Annotated in this window: 14 protein-coding genes and 1 tRNA gene; 10 read left to right on the top strand and 5 right to left on the bottom strand. The window is 72.2% G+C overall.

The genetic code is table 11. The features are described 5' to 3' along the window. The first annotated feature begins 180 nt into the window (after positions 1 to 180). The 7 genes from GAS53_RS06385 (at position 181) to GAS53_RS06415 (ending at position 7,046) form a co-directional block, all read left to right on the top strand. Positions 181 to 1,167, top strand: a complete 987-nt coding sequence (locus tag GAS53_RS06385; protein ID WP_151476460.1) for a phosphatase PAP2 family protein — start codon at positions 181 to 183, stop codon at positions 1,165 to 1,167. 1 nt (position 1,168) lies between these two features. Beyond that, a complete protein-coding gene (locus GAS53_RS06390; protein ID WP_151476627.1) occupies positions 1,169 to 2,356 on the top strand; it encodes a hypothetical protein in 1,188 nt (395 codons plus the stop codon). 133 nt (positions 2,357 to 2,489) lie between these two features. After that, the gene (locus GAS53_RS06395) at positions 2,490 to 4,172 is read left to right on the top strand and encodes a hypothetical protein (protein ID WP_151476461.1); all 1,683 of its coding nucleotides are present in this window, start codon (positions 2,490 to 2,492) and stop codon (positions 4,170 to 4,172) included. Beyond that, positions 4,169 to 5,503 carry an AAA domain-containing protein gene (locus GAS53_RS06400; RefSeq protein WP_151476462.1) on the top strand — a complete coding sequence of 445 codons (1,335 nt, stop codon included), beginning with the start codon at positions 4,169 to 4,171 and terminating at the stop codon, positions 5,501 to 5,503. Before GAS53_RS06395 ends, GAS53_RS06400 begins: the two co-directional genes overlap by 4 nt. 135 nt (positions 5,504 to 5,638) lie before the next feature. Next, on the top strand, positions 5,639 to 6,004 hold the full coding sequence (locus tag GAS53_RS06405; protein ID WP_151476463.1) for a hypothetical protein: 366 nt from the start codon (positions 5,639 to 5,641) through the stop codon (positions 6,002 to 6,004). Between the two features lie 255 nt (positions 6,005 to 6,259). Then, a complete protein-coding gene (locus GAS53_RS06410) occupies positions 6,260 to 6,982 on the top strand; it encodes a bifunctional DNA primase/polymerase (protein ID WP_151476464.1) in 723 nt (240 codons plus the stop codon). Further along, positions 6,973 to 7,046: transfer RNA gene (locus GAS53_RS06415), tRNA-Lys, on the top strand. Before GAS53_RS06410 ends, GAS53_RS06415 begins: the two co-directional genes overlap by 10 nt. Positions 7,047 to 7,114: 68 nt before the next feature. Here GAS53_RS06415 and GAS53_RS06420 read toward each other — a convergent pair. Further along, a complete protein-coding gene (locus tag GAS53_RS06420) occupies positions 7,115 to 8,530 on the bottom strand; it encodes a M6 family metalloprotease domain-containing protein (protein WP_404829179.1) in 1,416 nt (471 codons plus the stop codon). Positions 8,531 to 8,925: 395 nt separating this feature from the next. Here GAS53_RS06420 and GAS53_RS06425 point away from each other — a divergent pair, with 395 nt between their 5' ends. Further along, positions 8,926 to 10,965 carry a putative bifunctional diguanylate cyclase/phosphodiesterase gene (locus GAS53_RS06425; protein WP_404829180.1) on the top strand — a complete coding sequence of 680 codons (2,040 nt, stop codon included), beginning with the start codon at positions 8,926 to 8,928 and terminating at the stop codon, positions 10,963 to 10,965. On the opposite strand, the gene GAS53_RS06430 is transcribed toward GAS53_RS06425, so the two are convergent. The 3 genes from GAS53_RS06430 to GAS53_RS06440 form a co-directional block, all read right to left on the bottom strand. Further along, positions 10,956 to 12,083, bottom strand: coding sequence for an LLM class flavin-dependent oxidoreductase (locus GAS53_RS06430; RefSeq protein WP_151476466.1), 1,128 nt, complete (start codon positions 12,081 to 12,083; stop codon positions 10,956 to 10,958). The two genes, GAS53_RS06425 and GAS53_RS06430, sit on opposite strands and share 10 nt — an antisense overlap. A gap of 204 nt (positions 12,084 to 12,287) precedes the next feature. Next, entirely contained in the window at positions 12,288 to 13,019 is a 732-nt protein-coding gene (locus GAS53_RS06435; protein ID WP_151476467.1) for a maleate cis-trans isomerase family protein, read from the bottom strand. Further along, on the bottom strand, positions 13,016 to 13,816 hold the full coding sequence (locus GAS53_RS06440) for a maleate cis-trans isomerase family protein (protein ID WP_151476468.1): 801 nt from the start codon (positions 13,814 to 13,816) through the stop codon (positions 13,016 to 13,018). The genes GAS53_RS06435 and GAS53_RS06440 overlap by 4 nt, the downstream gene beginning before the upstream one ends. 303 nt (positions 13,817 to 14,119) lie before the next feature. Here GAS53_RS06440 and GAS53_RS06445 point away from each other — a divergent pair, with 303 nt between their 5' ends. Beyond that, a complete protein-coding gene (locus GAS53_RS06445) occupies positions 14,120 to 15,070 on the top strand; it encodes a D-2-hydroxyacid dehydrogenase (protein WP_404829181.1) in 951 nt (316 codons plus the stop codon). Positions 15,071 to 15,087: 17 nt separating this feature from the next. Further along, complete coding sequence (locus tag GAS53_RS06450) at positions 15,088 to 16,491, top strand: amidase (protein ID WP_151476470.1); 1,404 nt, start codon at positions 15,088 to 15,090, stop codon at positions 16,489 to 16,491. A 72-nt stretch (positions 16,492 to 16,563) separates the two neighbouring features. On the opposite strand, the gene GAS53_RS06455 is transcribed toward GAS53_RS06450, so the two are convergent. Continuing rightward, a complete protein-coding gene (locus GAS53_RS06455; RefSeq protein WP_192582992.1) occupies positions 16,564 to 17,064 on the bottom strand; it encodes a DUF3830 family protein in 501 nt (166 codons plus the stop codon). Positions 17,065 to 17,100 lie beyond the last annotated feature (36 nt).

The following is a 17,100-nucleotide window of genomic DNA, read 5'->3' on the forward strand; positions in this document are numbered from 1 at the left end:
GGGCCTTTCCGGGAGAAATGAGGGGCGGATCACTTCATCATCGCGCACCCTTGTGCGGGGCAACCTGCCGGGCGATCTCTGCGTCTATGACCACCAGGGGCGCCCCCGACAGGCGTTCGCATACACCGTAAATTGTGGGAGTGGTCCAACGGCCACGGAAGCAGGAGGGGGAGGGATCGGATGCTGCGGACCGATGCACCGGGCACCGAGGCGGCACCACGCACCCGCCTCCGCTGGTGGACCGAGCTCCCCCTGATCCTGCTGGTGTACGGGGCGTACTCGGCGGGCCGGCTCCTCGCGCGCGGGGATGTGACCAGCGCCGTCGACCACGGCCTGGCGATCCTGCGGGTCGAGAAGTTCTTCTACCTCAACGCCGAGCACCCGCTGAACCGTCTCTTCACGCGCGAGCCCTGGATCGGCATACCGGCCGACTTCTGGTACGCGTCGCTGCACTACATGGTCACGCCCGCGATCCTTGTCTGGCTCTTCCGGTCCCGTGCCGTGCGCTACAGAGCCGCTCGAACCTGGCTCATGGCCTCCACGTTCATCGGCCTGATCGGTTTCACCCTGCTTCCTACCTGCCCGCCGCGGCTGCTGTCGGCGAGCCACGGGTTCGTCGACACGATGGCCCAGTACAGCGACTACGGCTGGTGGGGCGGCGAGGCGAGCGCGCCGCGCGGGCTCGGCGGCATGACGAACCAGTACGCGGCGATGCCGAGTCTGCACTGCGGCTGGGCCCTGTGGTGCGGTGTGATGCTCTGGATGTACGGCGGCACACGGCTCACCAAGGTCGCGGGCGTCCTGTACCCGTTGATCACCACGATCGTGGTGATGGGCACTGCCAACCACTACTTCCTCGACGCGGTCGCGGGCTTCGTCGTCATGGGCGTCGGATTCCTGCTGACCCGGCCGCTGTTGCGGCTCGCGGACACGATGCGGGTGCGGCTCGGGGTGCGGCCCGTCGCACCGGCCACGAAGGGCTCGCACGGCGCAGGTTCCTCAATTGTCAGTGCGGGGTGCCAGACTTCCCCGGGTGAGCGAATTCCCCGACAGCGCAAGGCCCCAGCCACCCCGGGTACCGCCGAGCCGGGAGCCCGGCCACCGGGAGCCGAAGAGGGAGCGAGTCCCCCCGGCGCGGGGGACGGGGCTCCGGCAGCGGCTCGCTGAGCTGCGCGGCCCGGCGGTTCCGCCGCAGCCGCTCGACGCGCGCGCCCTCGCGGCGCTCGCCGCGAACCCGGGCTGCAAGCGGCGGGCGATCCTCGACGGGGCGGGGGTGAACAAGGCGGCATTGGCGAGCGCGCTCGGCTCCCCGTCCGCCTTCGGGCAGTCGCAGTTCGCGTTCATGCGGGGCAACGCCTTCGAGGCGCGGGTCAAGGCCGACGGCGGCGCGGAGCTGCTGCGCCTCGTGCACGAGAAGCTGGACGCGAGGGCCGAGCCGCCCACCTCCGGTGTCGTTCCCGACCTGTCCGCCGTAGGCCCCGAGGGGCGCACGGCCCGTACGGCCCTGGCCCTGCGCGAGGCCACCGCGGCGGGCGTCTGGACGCTGCTCGACCACCCCCTGCTCGCCCTGGAGGTCGCGGGCTCCCCCGCCTTCCTGGAGCCGGACGCGGTGGTCGTGCACCCCGACGGGAGCTGGACGGTCGTCGAGATCAAGTCCTTCCCGATGCTGGACGGTTCGGCGGACGCGGCGAAGGTGGGCGCGGCAGCGCGCCAGTCCGCGGTGTACGTACTGGCGCTGGAGCGGGTCGCGGCCCGTCTCGGCGCGGAGCCGGAGGGGCGCGCCGGTGCCGAGGGGAGGAGCGCAAAAGAAGACAGCGCGGAGCCGGAGGGGCGGCACGCCCAGGACAGCGCCCCCGCGCCCAAGGTCCGGCACACGGTGCTGCTGGTCTGCCCCAAGGACTTCTCCAACCTCCCCACCGCCTCCGCCGTCGACATCCGCAAGCAGCGCTCGGTGACCCGCCGCCAGCTGGACCGCCTCACCCGCATCGAGGACATCGCCGACGCCCTCCCCGAGGGCACCTGCTTCTCCCCCGACCTGCCCACCCCCGACCTGACGGTCGCGGTGGAGTCGGTCCCGGCGACATACGCCCCGGAATGCCTCTCCGCCTGCGAACTCGCCTTCCACTGCCGCGACCGCTCCCGAGCGGAGGGCGCGGTGACCTCCCTGGGACGCTCCCTACGAGCGGAACTGGGCGGCCTGACCACGGTCGCCGACGTCCTGTCGGCGTCCCGCGGAGAATCCGGCGACCCCACCGACCCGGCGGTCGCTGCCTTGCGCAGGGCAGCGGAACTGCGGGCGGAGGCGCTGAGCGGCGGGCCGGCCCTGCACCCCGAGGCATCGGGACATGCAACGTGATGAGCCCGTTCCATCTCCGGTGCGCACCGGCCAGCCCCTTCAGGGGCGCGGGGAACTGCGCGACCAGCCCCCACCGACCCGCACGCAATGCACCAGCCCGCGCGGAGCACCTCTCCGGCCATGAGGGAGCCGCATGTCCCTGATCACCACCCTCGCCCGCCTCGAGGCAGTCGACACCGGCCGAGCCCAACCGCTCGCCACCGTCCGACACCGCCACCTCTCCGACCGCCCCCTCGTCTTCGTACCGCTCACCACCGCAGGGGAAGCCGGGGCCCCGCTGGGGGCACTCGTCGGCACGGACCGCGACGCGCCGCGGCTGCTGGTCGTGCCGCAACCCCGCGACAGGGACCTGCGGTTCGCGTTCCTCGCCGAGCTCGCGGATGTCGTGCTGCCGTACATCGACTCGTACGCGGAGGACGTCGAGGCCGCCGAGCGCAACGAGACCGACCCGGAGACCGGCAAGCGCGTCAAGGTCGAGGTCGAACTGTGCGCGGACGCCCCGCAGTTGATCGTGCCGAGCCGGGCCGGCATCGACTTCGTACGGCTGCTCGGCCGCTCCATGCGCTTCAGGCGCACCGCCGAGCAGGACCCCGAGACACCACATCCGGCGCCGCCGCGCGTGCCGCTGCTCGGGCGGTGGCTGACGCACTACGGGGAGCGGGCCCGCGTGCCCGGTTCCTCGCTCCTGCTGGCCCTCACCGACGTTCTGTCCCGGCACTGGGCGACCGGGCAGAGCAGCCTGGAGGACCAGCACCTCGGGGCGCTGCTCGCCTGGATCGACCCGCCCGACGACGAGTCCGGCGCCGAGGCCGCGCTGCGGGCCGAGCTCCAGCGGGACGCCAAGGGCCAGCTCGTCTGCCCGCCCGCCGGGCCCGCCACCGACCCGGCCTTCGACAACAAGCTGCTCGCCCCCGCCATCGAGCGCTACGACCGCGCGCGTACGGCACTCGCGGCCGCCGAGGACGGCATCGAGGCGGACGACCGGCTCGGTGAACTCACCGCCGCCGAGCGGCAGATCCGCGACCTGGTGGCGAGCCGCACCCGCCCCACCTGGGACGCGGTGTGGCGCGGCCTCGACCTGCTGCGGGCCCTGCCGGAGGGTGCGCACGCGACCGACCGGTGGACCCGCGACCGCTGGTCGTTCACCGGCCACCGGGACCGTGTCCTGGCCGGAGAGCCCCCGCAGCCGCGCCGCGACGACGCGGTCACCGCGGCGAACAAACTCGCCACGCGCGAGCGCGAACAGGCCCGTCTGGAAGCCCAGGAGGCCCTCGACGACCCGCTCGTCATGGCCGGGCGGCGCCTCGCCGGCGAGGCCTTCGCGGGCGAGGTCACGGATGTCGTCATGGCGTACAGCGAGGGCAAGCGGCCCAGCCCGCGCCCCCTCGTGACCGTCCGCACGGACGACCGGCCGCATCTCGGCGAGCGCGCCAAGGTCTACCGCTCGCTGGGCGGAAAGCCGCAGGCGGCCGAGTTCGTGGGGTACGAGGGGAACGGCGGAAACGGGGAGGAGCAGGGGGGATACGGGGAGGAGCACGGGGGCTACCAGTCCGGTGGCGCCCTCGATGACAACGGCGCCCTCGTCGTGCTGCGCGTCGTCGACAAGATGGGCCGAGGCAAGGAGCCCGAGACCGGATCCGTACCGGAGAAGGGCGACCTCGTCTGCTTCACGCTTTTCGAGCACGAGCAGCGGGGCGGGGCCAAGCTGCCCGACCCGGAGGAGACGCCGTGGACACACGGCGGACCTCCGGGAGAGACCGAGGCCACCCCGCAGCTCCACGCGCCCGACGCCGTGACCGAAGAGGACGTCCTGTGACCACCGTGTTCGATCCGGGTGCCGAAGCCGCCCGCGCCACCGACGCGATCCTGTGCGACACCCTGCACGGGACGCACCGCGGGGTCGTGGTCGACTCCCCGCCCGGTGCCGGCAAGTCCACGCTCGTCGTCCGGGCCGCGCTCGAACTGGCCGACGCCGGACGCCCGTTGATGGTCATCGCGCAGACGAACGCGCAGGTGGACGACCTGGTCCTGCGGCTCGCCGAGAAGAACCCGGAGCTGCCGGTCGGCCGGCTGCACAGCAGCGACGCGGACCCGTACGACAAGGCGCTCGACGACCTGCCGAACGTCCGCAAGTCCGCGAAGGCCGGGGACCTCGCCGGGCTCGACGTCGTCATCTCGACGGCCGCGAAGTGGGCGCACGTCAAGGGCGTCGAGCCATGGCGGCACGCGATCGTCGACGAGGCGTACCAGATGCGCTCGGACGCGCTGCTCGCCGTGGCCGGGCTCTTCGAGCGGGCGCTGTTCGTGGGCGACCCGGGCCAGTTGGACCCGTTCGCGATCGTCGGCTCGGAGCAGTGGGCGGGCCTGTCGTACGACCCGTCGGCCTCGGCCGTGACGACGCTCCTCGCCCACAACCCGGAGCTGCCGCAGCACCGACTTCCCGTCTCCTGGCGGCTCCCGGCGTCGGCGGCGCCCCTGGTCTCGGACGCGTTCTACCCGTTCACGCCGTTCCGCAGCGGCACGGGTCACGGCGACCGCCGTCTCACCTTCGCGGTGGCGTCGGACGGTTCGGGCCCCGACCGGGTCATCGACGAGGCGGCGGAGTCGGGTTGGGGTCTGCTGGAGCTCCCGGCCCGGCACACCCCGCGCACGGACCCGGAGGCGATCCGGGCACTCGCCCAGGTCGTACGCCGCCTCCTGGACCGGGGCGGCGCGGCGACCTCGGAGCGCGCCCCCGACCCGGCGCCTCTGACGGCCGACCGCATCGCCGTCGGCACGGCCCACCGCGACCAGGCGGCGGCCGTCCGCTCGGCCCTGGCGGAGCTCGGCGTCCCGGAGGTGACCGTCGACACGGCGAACCGGCTCCAGGGCCGCGAGTACGACGTGACCGTCGTCCTGCACCCCCTGTCGGGCCGCCCCGACGCGACGGCCTTCCACCTCGAAACGGGCCGCCTGTGCGTCCTGGCCTCCCGCCACCGCCACGCCTGCATCGTCGTCTGCCGCGCCGGAGTCACCGACCTCCTGGACGACCACCCGTCCACGGAACCGGTCCAGCTCGGCGTCACGGTGAAGTTCCCGGACGGCTGGGAGGCGAACCACGCGGTGCTGTCGCATCTGTCGGAGCACCGGGTGGCGTGGGGATCGTAAGGGAGCGCGGGGGCTCGTAGGGGGCGCGCATCGGGGCCGGTCAACGGGGCTAGGGGCCCTCTTGCGCGGTCAAGGGACAATGGACTGTGGCCCACCCACACGGACGGGTCGACCGCTGTACGAGGAGGAGAAGTCATGGCGGAGCCCACGCCGCGTCGGAACGAGCCGCGGCTTCGCCCCGCGCCGCTGCTCTTCGAGCCCGCGGAGGCAGCCGCCGACCCGGAGCACTTCTTCGACCTGGAGTCGATCGACGACCCCCTGGCACTGCTGGACCGGGCCACGGAGCTGACCCTCGCGTTCCGCGCGGCCACCGATCGCGCGGTCGAGTTCCAGGCGATGGCCGCCGCGCAGCTCGCCGATCCCCGGCGGTTCGACCGGCTCACGCCCGCCGAGATCGCCGAGCGGGCCGAGTGGACCGAGGACTACGCGAAGAAGATGGTGGAGTTCGGGCGAGAGCTGCTGCGCGGGGCGGACGCCGAGGGGTACGCGGACCCGCTCTGAGCTCGGACGGGCACGAGCCTCAAGGCCGGGACAGGCCGCACCTCAAAGAGGCCGGGCGGGCGGGACCTGAAAGAGCCCGGACGGGCCGAGCAAGCCTGGCCGAGCCCCGAGCCGACCTGCGCCCACCCGTGAGTCCGGCCTCGAAACATCCCTTGGCATATGCCGGACGGGCAAGATACCCGAGCCCACCCCCTCCTGTCCCCGTTTCCTGCAACCCTCAGGAACGGGCCGCTCACCCCCCGTAGATCTAGAGCCATGAGCAGCACACGGAACCCGGTAAGCACCGTCCCCCAACGCCCCCGCCACGGCACGGTCGAGCCGCTCCCGGACCGGTTCGACGTCTCGGGCGGCCCGGCGGCGGGCGTCACCTCGGAGGGCGCCGCCTGGCTCGCCTCGGCGGGAACGTATCCGCGCGGCACGCTCTCCCTCTGGGAGGACCGGCCCGCCGCCGCAGTGGTCCTGTCCTGCGGCTCCGCCTTCGACGTCGTCAACGCGCCCGCGGTCTTCGGCCGCCGCATGCTGGACCGGCTGTGGGACGAGGGTCCGGGGTCGGGCCCCGTGGCCACCCACCGGGGCCGGATACTCCTGTTCGCCGCTCCGGGCACCGCGCAGCGCCTGCCCTCGCTCCTGGAGTGGGAGGAGTGGGGCTCGGGCGGCGCCTCGGACCGCGGCCGCGCGATCCCGCCACTCCTCTGCCACGGCACCGGCGACGCGGTGACGGTCCCCGCGCCGAGCCTGGCCGCCCCGGCCTCCCCGCGCCCCCGCTTCGACTCCCGCTGGCTCGTCGCCCCCGACACCCGCCACCCGTGGCTGCCGACCCCCGAGATCCTGCTCTGGGCGGCGGTACGGGCGGCCCGCGCGGCAACCCGCGCAGCGGCCCGGCGGAGGATCCAGGAGCCCCAGGCCGAGGCCCGGATATCGATTTTTCCTCCCACCGATCAGGATGCTAAGGTCTACGACGTCAGCAGGCGCCGCTAGCTCAGTTGGTTAGAGCAGCTGACTCTTAATCAGCGGGTCCGGGGTTCGAGTCCCTGGCGGCGCACAGACGGTGAGAAGCCCCTCGCGGAAGCGAGGGGCTTTTCGCATGCCCGGCAGGCGTCGGCAACGCGATCAACGCGCCGCCGAAATCGTCACCGTCCAAGCCCCCGATGCCGTCCGGTCCTCCACCTCGATCCGTACGTTCTCGCCCGGCACGGTGAAGCTCTCCCCGAGCCCGACCGGTGCGTCCGCGAGCGGTGGGTAGACCGAGTCCTCCCAGCAGGCGTCGGACGCGGGATGCGCGTCGACGACCTCGATCGGCCCGCCACCGGAGACGGTCCCGCTGCGTACGCGGTAGACGAGCACGCCCTGTGAGCAGACCGCCTCGTCGTTGCCGACCGGCCCCCGCGCCTCGAAGGCGATCGCGCTGTCCGGCCCGGTCCGCACGACCGCCACCTTCGTCCCGTTCCCCGAGCCGAACCCCAGTGGCCCCGAGTCGCCCCTTCGCCGGCCCGCCCCGAAGGCCTCCGCGCCCGCCGCGGCCATCCCCGGCCCCGCCCCCAACGGCTCCAGCGTCAGCCGCGTACCCTCGTCCCCCGCGCCCCGCACGCACGCCACCTGACGCGGTTCAAGCCACCCGAGCTTCCACTTGTGCCAGCCGAACAGGTCGGGGGCCAGTCCGAACTGGCTGCCCATGAGATCCCAGTCGCCGACGTACGTGTCCCAGTCGCCCTTGCCGTCGGAGGGCCGGTGGTAGAGGTCGGGCAGGTCGAAGACATGGCCGGTCTCATGGGCCAGGACCAGCCGGTCCGGCGGGTGCTCCTCGAAGACCGTGACGACCCGGCGGATGTCCTTCCCGTCGGCCCGCAGCGGCATGTCCAGGTTCACCACCTTCGTCGCGTCCGAGTCGACGCCCGGCGCGTCCGGGTCGGCGACGAAGTAGACGACGTCGTAGCGGGAGAAGTCGACCCGGTCGTCCGCCGCGGCGAGGGCGTCACGCAGGTAGGCGGAGCGCGCCGCCGCGCTCCAGTCGCGCTGTATGGCGTACGAGGTGGAGGCCCGCGGCATCCGGATCCACTCGCGGAGCGGGTGCGGGCGCAGGTGGAACCTTCCGTACGAGGCCTGTTCGAAGAAGCGGCTGGTGGCCGGGAAGTAGTCGGCCGTCAGTTCGTCGGGCATGGTCAGCGGCTCGGCGTCCGGGAAGGAGAGGAAGACCATCACCGCGTCGAGACGGCGGATGGGCCGCGGATAGGCGGCGTTCCAGGTGTCCACGCCCTCCGAGTGGTGCGCCTCGGTCCGCTTCAGCGCGCACGGCATCGAGAGGGGCACGGCGACCGAGGGGCCCGCCACCAGGGAGGTGGCGGCGAGCGCCGTCATGGAGGTGAACGCGGCCGCGGGGCCGTGCCAACCCTGCCGCCAGCCCGGCCCGCGCCATGGGAGCCGGCGCCGGTTCTGCCCACGCCGGCTCGAATCAGGCAGGCCGAAACCGCGCCAACGGGGTCGAACCCCGCCACGGGTGAGCCCCTTGAGGGGGAACAGACGCGGCACGTCGACCTCCGGACGCGGAATTCGGGATACCGCGTCCAGCCTGTGACGGTTTGATTACTAATGCCCTGTTTATCTGAACCAAAGGAGTGAGAGGGCCGACATCCGACCGAGAACCCCGGGGAGCGCCAGGGGGGCGCCAGGACGCGCCGACACCCCGAGAGCTCACGGAACGTCACAAGCGATCGGCCAGGGAAGGAACCCGTCCAGGTGCGGGCAGAAACGATCTGTCAGAGTGAGGGGTTCTTCCGGGACACTGGACAGTAGCTGGAAGGCCTTCCGGCCACCCTCTATGATCGGCACACTTTCCTGCGCGGACACGGCTAGAGCGGCCGTCCACCACCGGCCGACCCCCGACGAGACCTGTACGACGAACGAGTGCACAGCGGGAGCGAACGGTGAGCGGAACGTCCGATGGGCCGGCGCCCACGGCAGACCTCGTCCGACCGGCCGTCACAGACAGTCACATCGCGACCTCTCGTCGCGCCGGGGCCCCACCTCACGAGGAACGGACCCCACGCGTCGAGCCCCTGGTCGAACCCCAGGTCAACCACTCGGCCGGGCTCCCGGCCGAGTTCTCCGACGGATTCCCGCCCGGTCTCCCGGCCGGGCTCCCGCCTCACCCCGAGGCCGGTGCCGGCAGCGAAGCGGACGTGGGCATGGACGTGAACGCGGACGCCGGAGTCGAGGCCCATACCTTCCGCGCCATCTTCGGCGCCGCTCCCCTCGCGATGGCCGTCGTCAACCGTGAGGGCCTGGTCGTCACGGCCAACGACACGCTGGCCGCGCTGCTCGGCGCCGGCCCGGAAGGGCTCACCGGCCGGATCGCCGCAGATCTGGTGGACCTCGCCTCGGACGCCCGCACCTGGCACGCGTACCGCGAGGTGCTCCGCGGCCGCCAGGCAAGACTTCGCTGCACCCGACGTCTCAAACACCCCGACGGGCACTCGCTCTGGGCCCAGGTGACGGTCAGCCCGCTGCCCGAGGAGGAGCGGGCGGTGCTGCTCTCGGTCTCCGACATCAGCGCCCGCCGCGAACTCCAGGCCCGCCTGCGGCACTTGCAGATGCACGACCCGGTGACGCGGCTGCCCAACCGCGCGCTGTTCTTCGAGCGGCTTTCGGCCGCGCTGGAGGCGGAGGCGTACGAGGAGTCCGGCACCGGCCGGATCGGGCTCTGCTATCTGGACCTCGACGGATTCAAGGCGGTCAACGACACGCTCGGCCACCGCGTCGGCGACCGGCTGCTCGCGGCCGTCGCCGAGCGGCTCACGCGCTGCGCGAACGAGGCCGGGTACGCGAGAGCGGTCACGCCGCTGGTCGCCCGGCTCGGCGGCGACGAGTTCGCGCTGCTGGTCGAGGACTCCACGGGTACGGAGCAGCTCGCGGACCTCGCCGATTCCGTACTCCAGGCCCTGCAGGCGCCCTTCGACCTCTCCGGGCAGCGGCTCTCGGTCTCGGCCTCGATCGGTGTCGTCGAGCGGCACGCGGCCGGCACCACGGCGACCGGTCTGATGCAGGCCGCCGACACGACGCTGTACTGGGCGAAGGCCGACGGCAAGTCCCGCTGGACGCTCTTCGACCCGGAGCGCAACGCCCACCGCATGACCCGCCAGGCCCTCTCCTCCACCCTCCGCCCGGCCATCGAGCGCGGTGAGTTCGCCCTGGAGTACCAGCCGCTCGTGTGCATGGAGGACGGCGGGGTGCGCGGGGTCGAGGCACTGGTGCGATGGAACCATCCTCAGTTCGGCACACTGACGCCGAATCGGTTCATCGGACTTGCTGAGGAGGACGGCTCGATCGTGCAGCTGGGCCGCTGGGTGCTGGCCACCGCCTGCCGGCAGGCGCGCCGCTGGCAGCTCGACCACCCGGACGCGGAGCCGATCTTCGTCAGTGTGAACGTGGCGGTGCGTCAGGTCTGGGACTCCGACCTGGTGGCCGATGTGGCGGCGACCCTCGCGGAGACCGGACTCGCCCCGCACCTCCTCCAGCTGGAGCTCACCGAGTCCGCCGTGATGGGCTCCGCGGGCCGACCGCTCCAGGCCCTCCAGGCGCTCAGCGACATGGGCGTACGCATCGCCATCGACGACTTCGGCACCGGCTACTCGAACCTCGCCTACCTCAGCCGGCTGCCGGTCTCGGTCCTGAAGCTGGACGGGTCGTTCGTACGCGGCTTCCAGTACGAGACCGCCGAGAACGCCGCGGGCGGCGACGGCACCACCGCCCCGCCCAACCCGGCCGACGAGGTCATCGTCGAGGCGATGATCCAGCTCGCGCACCGGCTCGGTCTGACCGTCACCGCCGAATGCGTGGAGACGGCCGGCCAGGCGTCCCGACTGCGGCGCATCGGCTGCGACACCGGCCAGGGGTGGCTGTACTCCCGGCCGGTGGCGCCGGATCGTATCTCCGCACTATTGCACTCGGCCTGCGCTCAGGCCTGAGCCGTCGGCGCGGTGGGCAACTGGTAGGCGTCCGCGATCAGTTCGTACGAGCGCAGGCGTACGGCGCCGCTGTGCGCGTTGGCCGTGAGCATCAACTCGTCGGCGCCGGTGCGCTTTTGCAGGTCGTCGAGGCCGGAGCGGACCTCGTCGGCGGTGCCGTGGATGACGTTGGAGTTCCAGGAGTCGATGAAGTCCCGCTCCATCGGGCTGAATTCGTACGCCTCCGCCTCTTCCGGGGTGGGGACCAGGCCGGGGCGGCCGGTGCGCAGGCGGACCATGTTCAGGGCGGCGGCCAGGATCTGACGGCGGGCCTCCTTCTCGTCGTCCGTGGCGAGGGTGGAGACGCCGATCAGGGCGTAGGGCGAGTCGAGTACGGCCGAGGGCTGGAAGGACTCGCGGTAGAGGTCGAGCGCCGGGATCGTGTTCTGGGCGGAGAAGTGGTGCGCGAAGGCGAAGGGCAGGCCGAGGACGCCCGCGAGACGGGCGCTGAAGCCGGAGGAGCCGAGCAGCCAGACGGGCGGGCGGTGCGGGGACTGGACGCCGCCGGGGGACGTGGCCTGGATGGGGCCCGGGACCGCGTGGATGCGGGCGTAGGGGTGGCCGTCGGGGAAGTCGTCGTCCAGGAAGCGGGTGAGCTCCGCGAGCTGCTCGGGGAAGTCGTCCGCCCCTTCGTTCAGGCGGTCCGTGCGGCGGAGGGCCGCCGCGGTCGCCCCGTCCGTGCCCGGGGCCCGGCCGAGGCCCAGGTCGATGCGGCCCGGGGCCATGGCTTCGAGCGTGCCGAACTGCTCCGCGATGACCAGGGGGGCGTGGTTCGGGAGCATGACGCCTCCCGAGCCGAGGCGGATGCGGGTGGTGTGGGCTGCCAGGTGGGCGAGGATCACCGCGGGGGAGGTGGAGGCCACGCCCGGCATGGAGTGGTGTTCGGCCACCCAGTAGCGGTGGAATCCGCGGTTCTCTGCGAGGCGGGACAGTTTGACGCTCGTCCGGAGTGCGTCGGTTGCTGTGTGGCCTGCGCCCACCGTGACCAGGTCAAGGACCGAGAGGGGGAACTGGGCGGTGCCCTGCGTCCTGCCTCGGATTCCGTCGGGGTCGGTGGGCGTGTGGTCCGGTGCCGCCACGGGGTGCCTCCTGTTTTGTGCGTCGCGTTGTCCGCGGTGCACTAACAGGAGGGGGGCTCCGTTTATTCCCCGGGCTTTACTCGTGGGTGGTGACGTGCGGGTTGTCTGTGGCTGGTCGCGCCCACGCGGCGGAGCCGCACATGTCACAGCCCCGCGCCCCTTACGGGGCGCCCGAACCGAACGCCTCTCGACTACTGAACGCCTCTAGGCCTGCACGATCGGCTCCTTGGTGAAAAGTGTGCCTAGTTCTGGGGCGTTCACGCGGCGGTCTGTCAGGCGTAGGCCTTCCCAGACTGTGACCTGGTTGGCGGTGAGGATCGGCTTGGACAGGGCCTTTTCCAGGTCGGGGATGTAGGACGCCGTGTGGAGGGCGGTGTCGGGGAGGAGGATCGCCTCGGCCGACGGGTGATCGCCTTCCTCGGCCAGGAACATGACCTCGTCGTGGCCCCAGGTGCCCACTTCGGCCGCCGTGATGATGCCGCTGCCGCGGACCGAGACCACCTCCACTCCCCCGTCCTTCAGGAACTCGGCGAAGAGTGCGGCCACGTCGTCGGGGTAGGTGGCGGCGATCGCTACCCGCTTCGCGCCGAGTTCCCGGGCGGCGTGGGCGAACGCGAAGGACGTGGACGAGGCCGGCAGGCCCGCCGCCGTGGCCAGGGCGCGGACCTGGTCGTGGGCGCCCTGCCAGCCGTAGACGAAACTGCCGCTCGTGCAGGCCCAGACCACCGCCTCGGCGCCGGACAGGCGCAGCTCCTCGACCCCGGCGGCGAGGCGGGCCGCCGAGCCCATCTCCAGCAGGGCGTCCACGCGGTGGGCGTCCTCGCCGATGTCCGTGTGGACGACCTGGAGGCGGATGTCGCTGCCGAGGAGCTGCTCGATGCGCGGGTAGTCGTCCTCGGCCGAGTGGCCCGGGTAGAGGAATCCGAGAGCCGTCATGCCCAACCTTCCTGTTCTTCCGGCAGTGCGGGCGGTAGAGCGGGCGGCATCGGCCGCTGCCGTGCCGAAGCGTCGATCAGCGCCTGATACGGCCCTACCGCCCGGGTACCCAGATGGCGCAGGGCGGCCCACATCGTCACCTGGTTGGCCGAGATCACCGGAATGCGCAGCTCGGCCTCGAGCTGCGGGATGACGTCGTACGTCGGGAGGTTGGTGCAGCTGATGAAGAGGGCCTCCGCGCCCCCTCGTACGGCGCTGTGGGCCATGTCGACCACGTCGCGGTACGGGACCTTCCAGATATGCCTGGTCAGGCCCATGTAGGCGCGGCCGGTGACCGTGATGCCGGCCTCGGCGAGGTAGTCCTCCAGGGACTGGGTGACGGAGACCGTGTAGGGCGTGACCAGGGCGATCCGGCGCACACCCAGCTCTGCCACGGCCTCCAGGAGGGCGCCGGACGTGGTCACGGAGGGCACCTCGCCGGCCCGGGTCATGGCCTCGCACATCGCGCGCTCGCCGGCGATGCCGCCGACGAAGCTGCCGGACGTGCAGGCGTACGCGACGATCTCGGGCTCGACGGCGTTCAGCGCGCGGACCGCTTCGCCGAGCGTCTCGTGCTCGCTGACCAGGCGTGCCAGGTCGAGGCTGACCTCGACGGGGACGAACGGAGTGCGGGTGAGGTGCAGGGACACCTCGTCCGGGACCCAGCGCCACAGTTCGCGGTCGAGGGCGAAGTCGAAGGGGGCGACGATGCCGACACCCCTTTGAGGGTGCGGTCCACCAAGGAAGGAGACGTCCATGAGCAGCCCCAACTCAAATCGAGCGAGCGGTGGAGACCGGCCGGGAGGCCGGGGGACAGAAGCCGGCGCGTGCCGGGACGTCGGGACAGGGAAGCGGGCGGGACTCCGGGAATCCCACGGAAAACGAGCCCTTGTTGACGAAGGTAGGTTCCGGTGCGAGCGTGGTCAATCCGCGCATCTCAGACGGCGTGCCCGATCTCAGAAGGCGTGGCCGATGTCCCGCACGAGTGCCATAGATTCCAGAGAAGCGGACCCGCGTTGCGAAACGGTTTCCCCCCGATGACCGCTCCCACGTCCCCCCACATGGCCGAAAAGACGACCCTGCTGGTGCTCGACGCCGAGCCGCCGCCCCGGCTCGGACGGCTCACCGGGCGAGCCCGGATCGAGCACGCCGACGAGTCGACGCTGGCCGCGCTGCTGCCCGCCGCCGACGTCCTGCTGGTCTGGGACTTCACCTCGCACGCGGTGCGCCGGGCCTGGCCCGGCGAGGGACCGCGGCCGCGCTGGGTGCACACGGCGAGCGCGGGCGTCGACCACCTCATGTGCCCCGAACTGGCCGCGTCCGACACGGTCGTGACGAACGCCCGCGGCGTCTTCGACCAGCCGATCGCGGAGTACGTGGCCGCGCTCGTCCTCGCCATGGCCAAGGATCTGCCGCGCACCTGGGAGCTGCAGCGGGCGCGGGAGTGGCGGCACCGCGAGTCCCAGCGGATCGCGGGCACGCGCGCGTGCGTGGTGGGTTCCGGGCCGATCGGGCGGGCGATCGAGCGAACGCTCCAGGCCCTCGGCATCACGACGGCGCTCGTCGGGCGCACCCCGCGCGAGGGGGTGCACGGCCCCGACGAACTCGACCGGCTGATGGCCCGCGCCGACTGGGTGGTGTCCGCGGCACCGCTCACGGACGAGACGTACGGCATGTTCGACGCGCGGCGTTTTGGGCTCATGCAGCCGTCCGCGCGCTTCGTGAACGTCGGACGCGGGCAGCTTGTCGTCGAGGAAGCGCTGGCCCGGGCGCTCACGAACCGTTGGATCGCGGGAGCGGCGCTCGACGTGTTCGAGCACGAGCCGCTGGGGCCCGAAAGCCCGTTGTGGGAGGTCCCGGGCCTGATCGTGTCGCCGCACATGAGCGGGGACATCGTGGGCTGGCGGGACGAGCTCGGCACGCAGTTCGTGGAGTTGTACGAGCTCTGGGAGGCGGGCAAGCCGCTGCCGAACGTCGTCGACAAGCAGCGTGGATACGTACCTGGCCACTGACACACGTTGGAGGGCGGATGACCGAGCTCACCGAGCTGACGGCCGTACGACTCGTCGAGGGATACCGCAAGGGCGAATTCAGCCCCGTTGACGTGGCGCGGGCCGCGCTGCGCCGGGCCGAGGAGGTCCAGCCCGCGGTGAACGCGTTCGTACGCCTCGACGCCGAGGCCGCGCTCGCGCAGGCGCGGGACTCCGACGAGCGATGGCGGCGCGGTGAGCCGGCCGGGCTGGTGGACGGGGTGCCGGTCTCGGTGAAGGACATCCTGCTGATGCGGGGCGGCCCGACCCTGCGGGGCTCGAAGACCGTGCCGGTGGAAGGACGCTGGGACGAGGACGCGCCGTCCGTCGCGCGGCTGCGCGAACACGGGGCCGTGTTCATCGGCCGGACGACGACGCCCGAGTTCGGCTGGAAGGGCGTCACGGACTCACCGCTGTCCGGGGTGACGCGCAATCCGTACGCCCTGTCCCGCACGTCGGGCGGGTCGAGCGGCGGGAGCGCGGCGGCCGTGGCGCTGGGCGCCGGCCCGCTGTCCCTCGGCACGGACGGGGGCGGCAGCGTCCGCATCCCGGGCGCCTTCTGCGGGATCTTCGCCCTGAAGCCGACGTACGGGCGCGTGCCGCTGTATCCCGCGAGCGCGTTCGGCACGTTGGCGCACGTCGGGCCGATGACGCGGGACGCCGCGGACGCGGCGCTGATGATGGACGTCATCAGCGGATCCGACGTGCGCGACTGGTCGGAGCTCGGCCCGGTGAGCGGTTCGTACGCGGACGGTCTCGAGGGCGGCGTGAGGGGACTGCGGGTCGCCTACTCGCCCTCCCTCGGCGGGCAGGTGGCCGTCCAGCCCGGGGTCGCGGCGGCGGTACGGCGCGGGGTCGAGGGGCTCGCCTCCCTCGGCGCGTACGTCGAGGAGGCCGACCCCGACCTCACGGATCCCGTCGAGGCGTTCCACGTGCTGTGGTTCAGCGGGGCGGCCCGGGTCACCCAGCGACTCGGCCCGCACCAGCGGGAGCTGCTGGACCCGGGGCTGCGGGAGATCTGCGGGCTGGGCGCGGGCTTCAGCGCCCTGGACTACCTCGCCGCGGTGGACGTACGCATGGACCTCGGACGCCGGATGGGCCACTTCCACGAGACCTACGACGTCCTGGTGACCCCGACGATCCCGATCACCGCGTTCGAGGCGGGCGCGGAGGTCCCGCACGGCTCGGGCCACCGCCGGTGGACGGGCTGGACCCCGTTCACATACCCCTTCAACATGACCCAGCAGCCGGCGGCGACGGTCCCGGTCGGGGTGGACAGGGAGGGGCTACCGGTGGGCTTGCAGATCGTGGCCGCCCGCCACAGGGACGACTTGGTCCTGCGGACGGCGCACGCGTTGTATGCGGCGGGGGTCGCGGGGATCACCCCGCCCGCGCCCCTGTAGGGGCGCGGGGAACTGCGCGACCAGCCCCCACCGGCCCGCAGCTCAGGGACTACCCGGCACTACCCCATGCGCTCAGGCCCGACGAAAACTCAGCGTCTCCCCCAGCGCACCCCCACGCCACAAGTCGTTACAAGCCTCCGCCATCCCATCCAGCCCCTCCACCACCTGCCCCCACACAATCCCCGGCACCCACCCCACATCCCCGTTGAGCAGCAGATTGTTCCGCTCGTAGAAGAGGGCCAGGTCGATCACCGGCGTACCGGCCTGGACCCCCGAGGCGCCCCCGTACCCGTACGACTGCGTCCCGAGCTGCGTACCCGAGAAGGAGAAGTAGCAGAGGTCGCCGGGGATGGGGGTGACGGTGGGGTTCTCGAGGGGCGGTTCAGAGGGGGCGAACGCCGGGAACAGGGCATAAATCTCGTTGCGGGCATACTTCGCGTGGTACACGTCCCCGCCCAGCGGCAACGCGTTCCACACCGCCTCGCAGGTGATCGGCGCGCGGTCGTCGAGGAGCTTCGCGGTGCAGTGGACTCCGCGCTTGGACAGGGAGACGTCGATGTAGCGGTCGGCCATGATTCCCATGGTCCACCCGGGGTCAAGAGCGCACCC

Origin of the sequence: Streptomyces albicerus (genome assembly GCF_008905045.1) — a bacterium.
Taxonomy (GTDB): Bacteria; Actinomycetota; Actinomycetes; order Streptomycetales; family Streptomycetaceae; genus Streptomyces; species Streptomyces albicerus.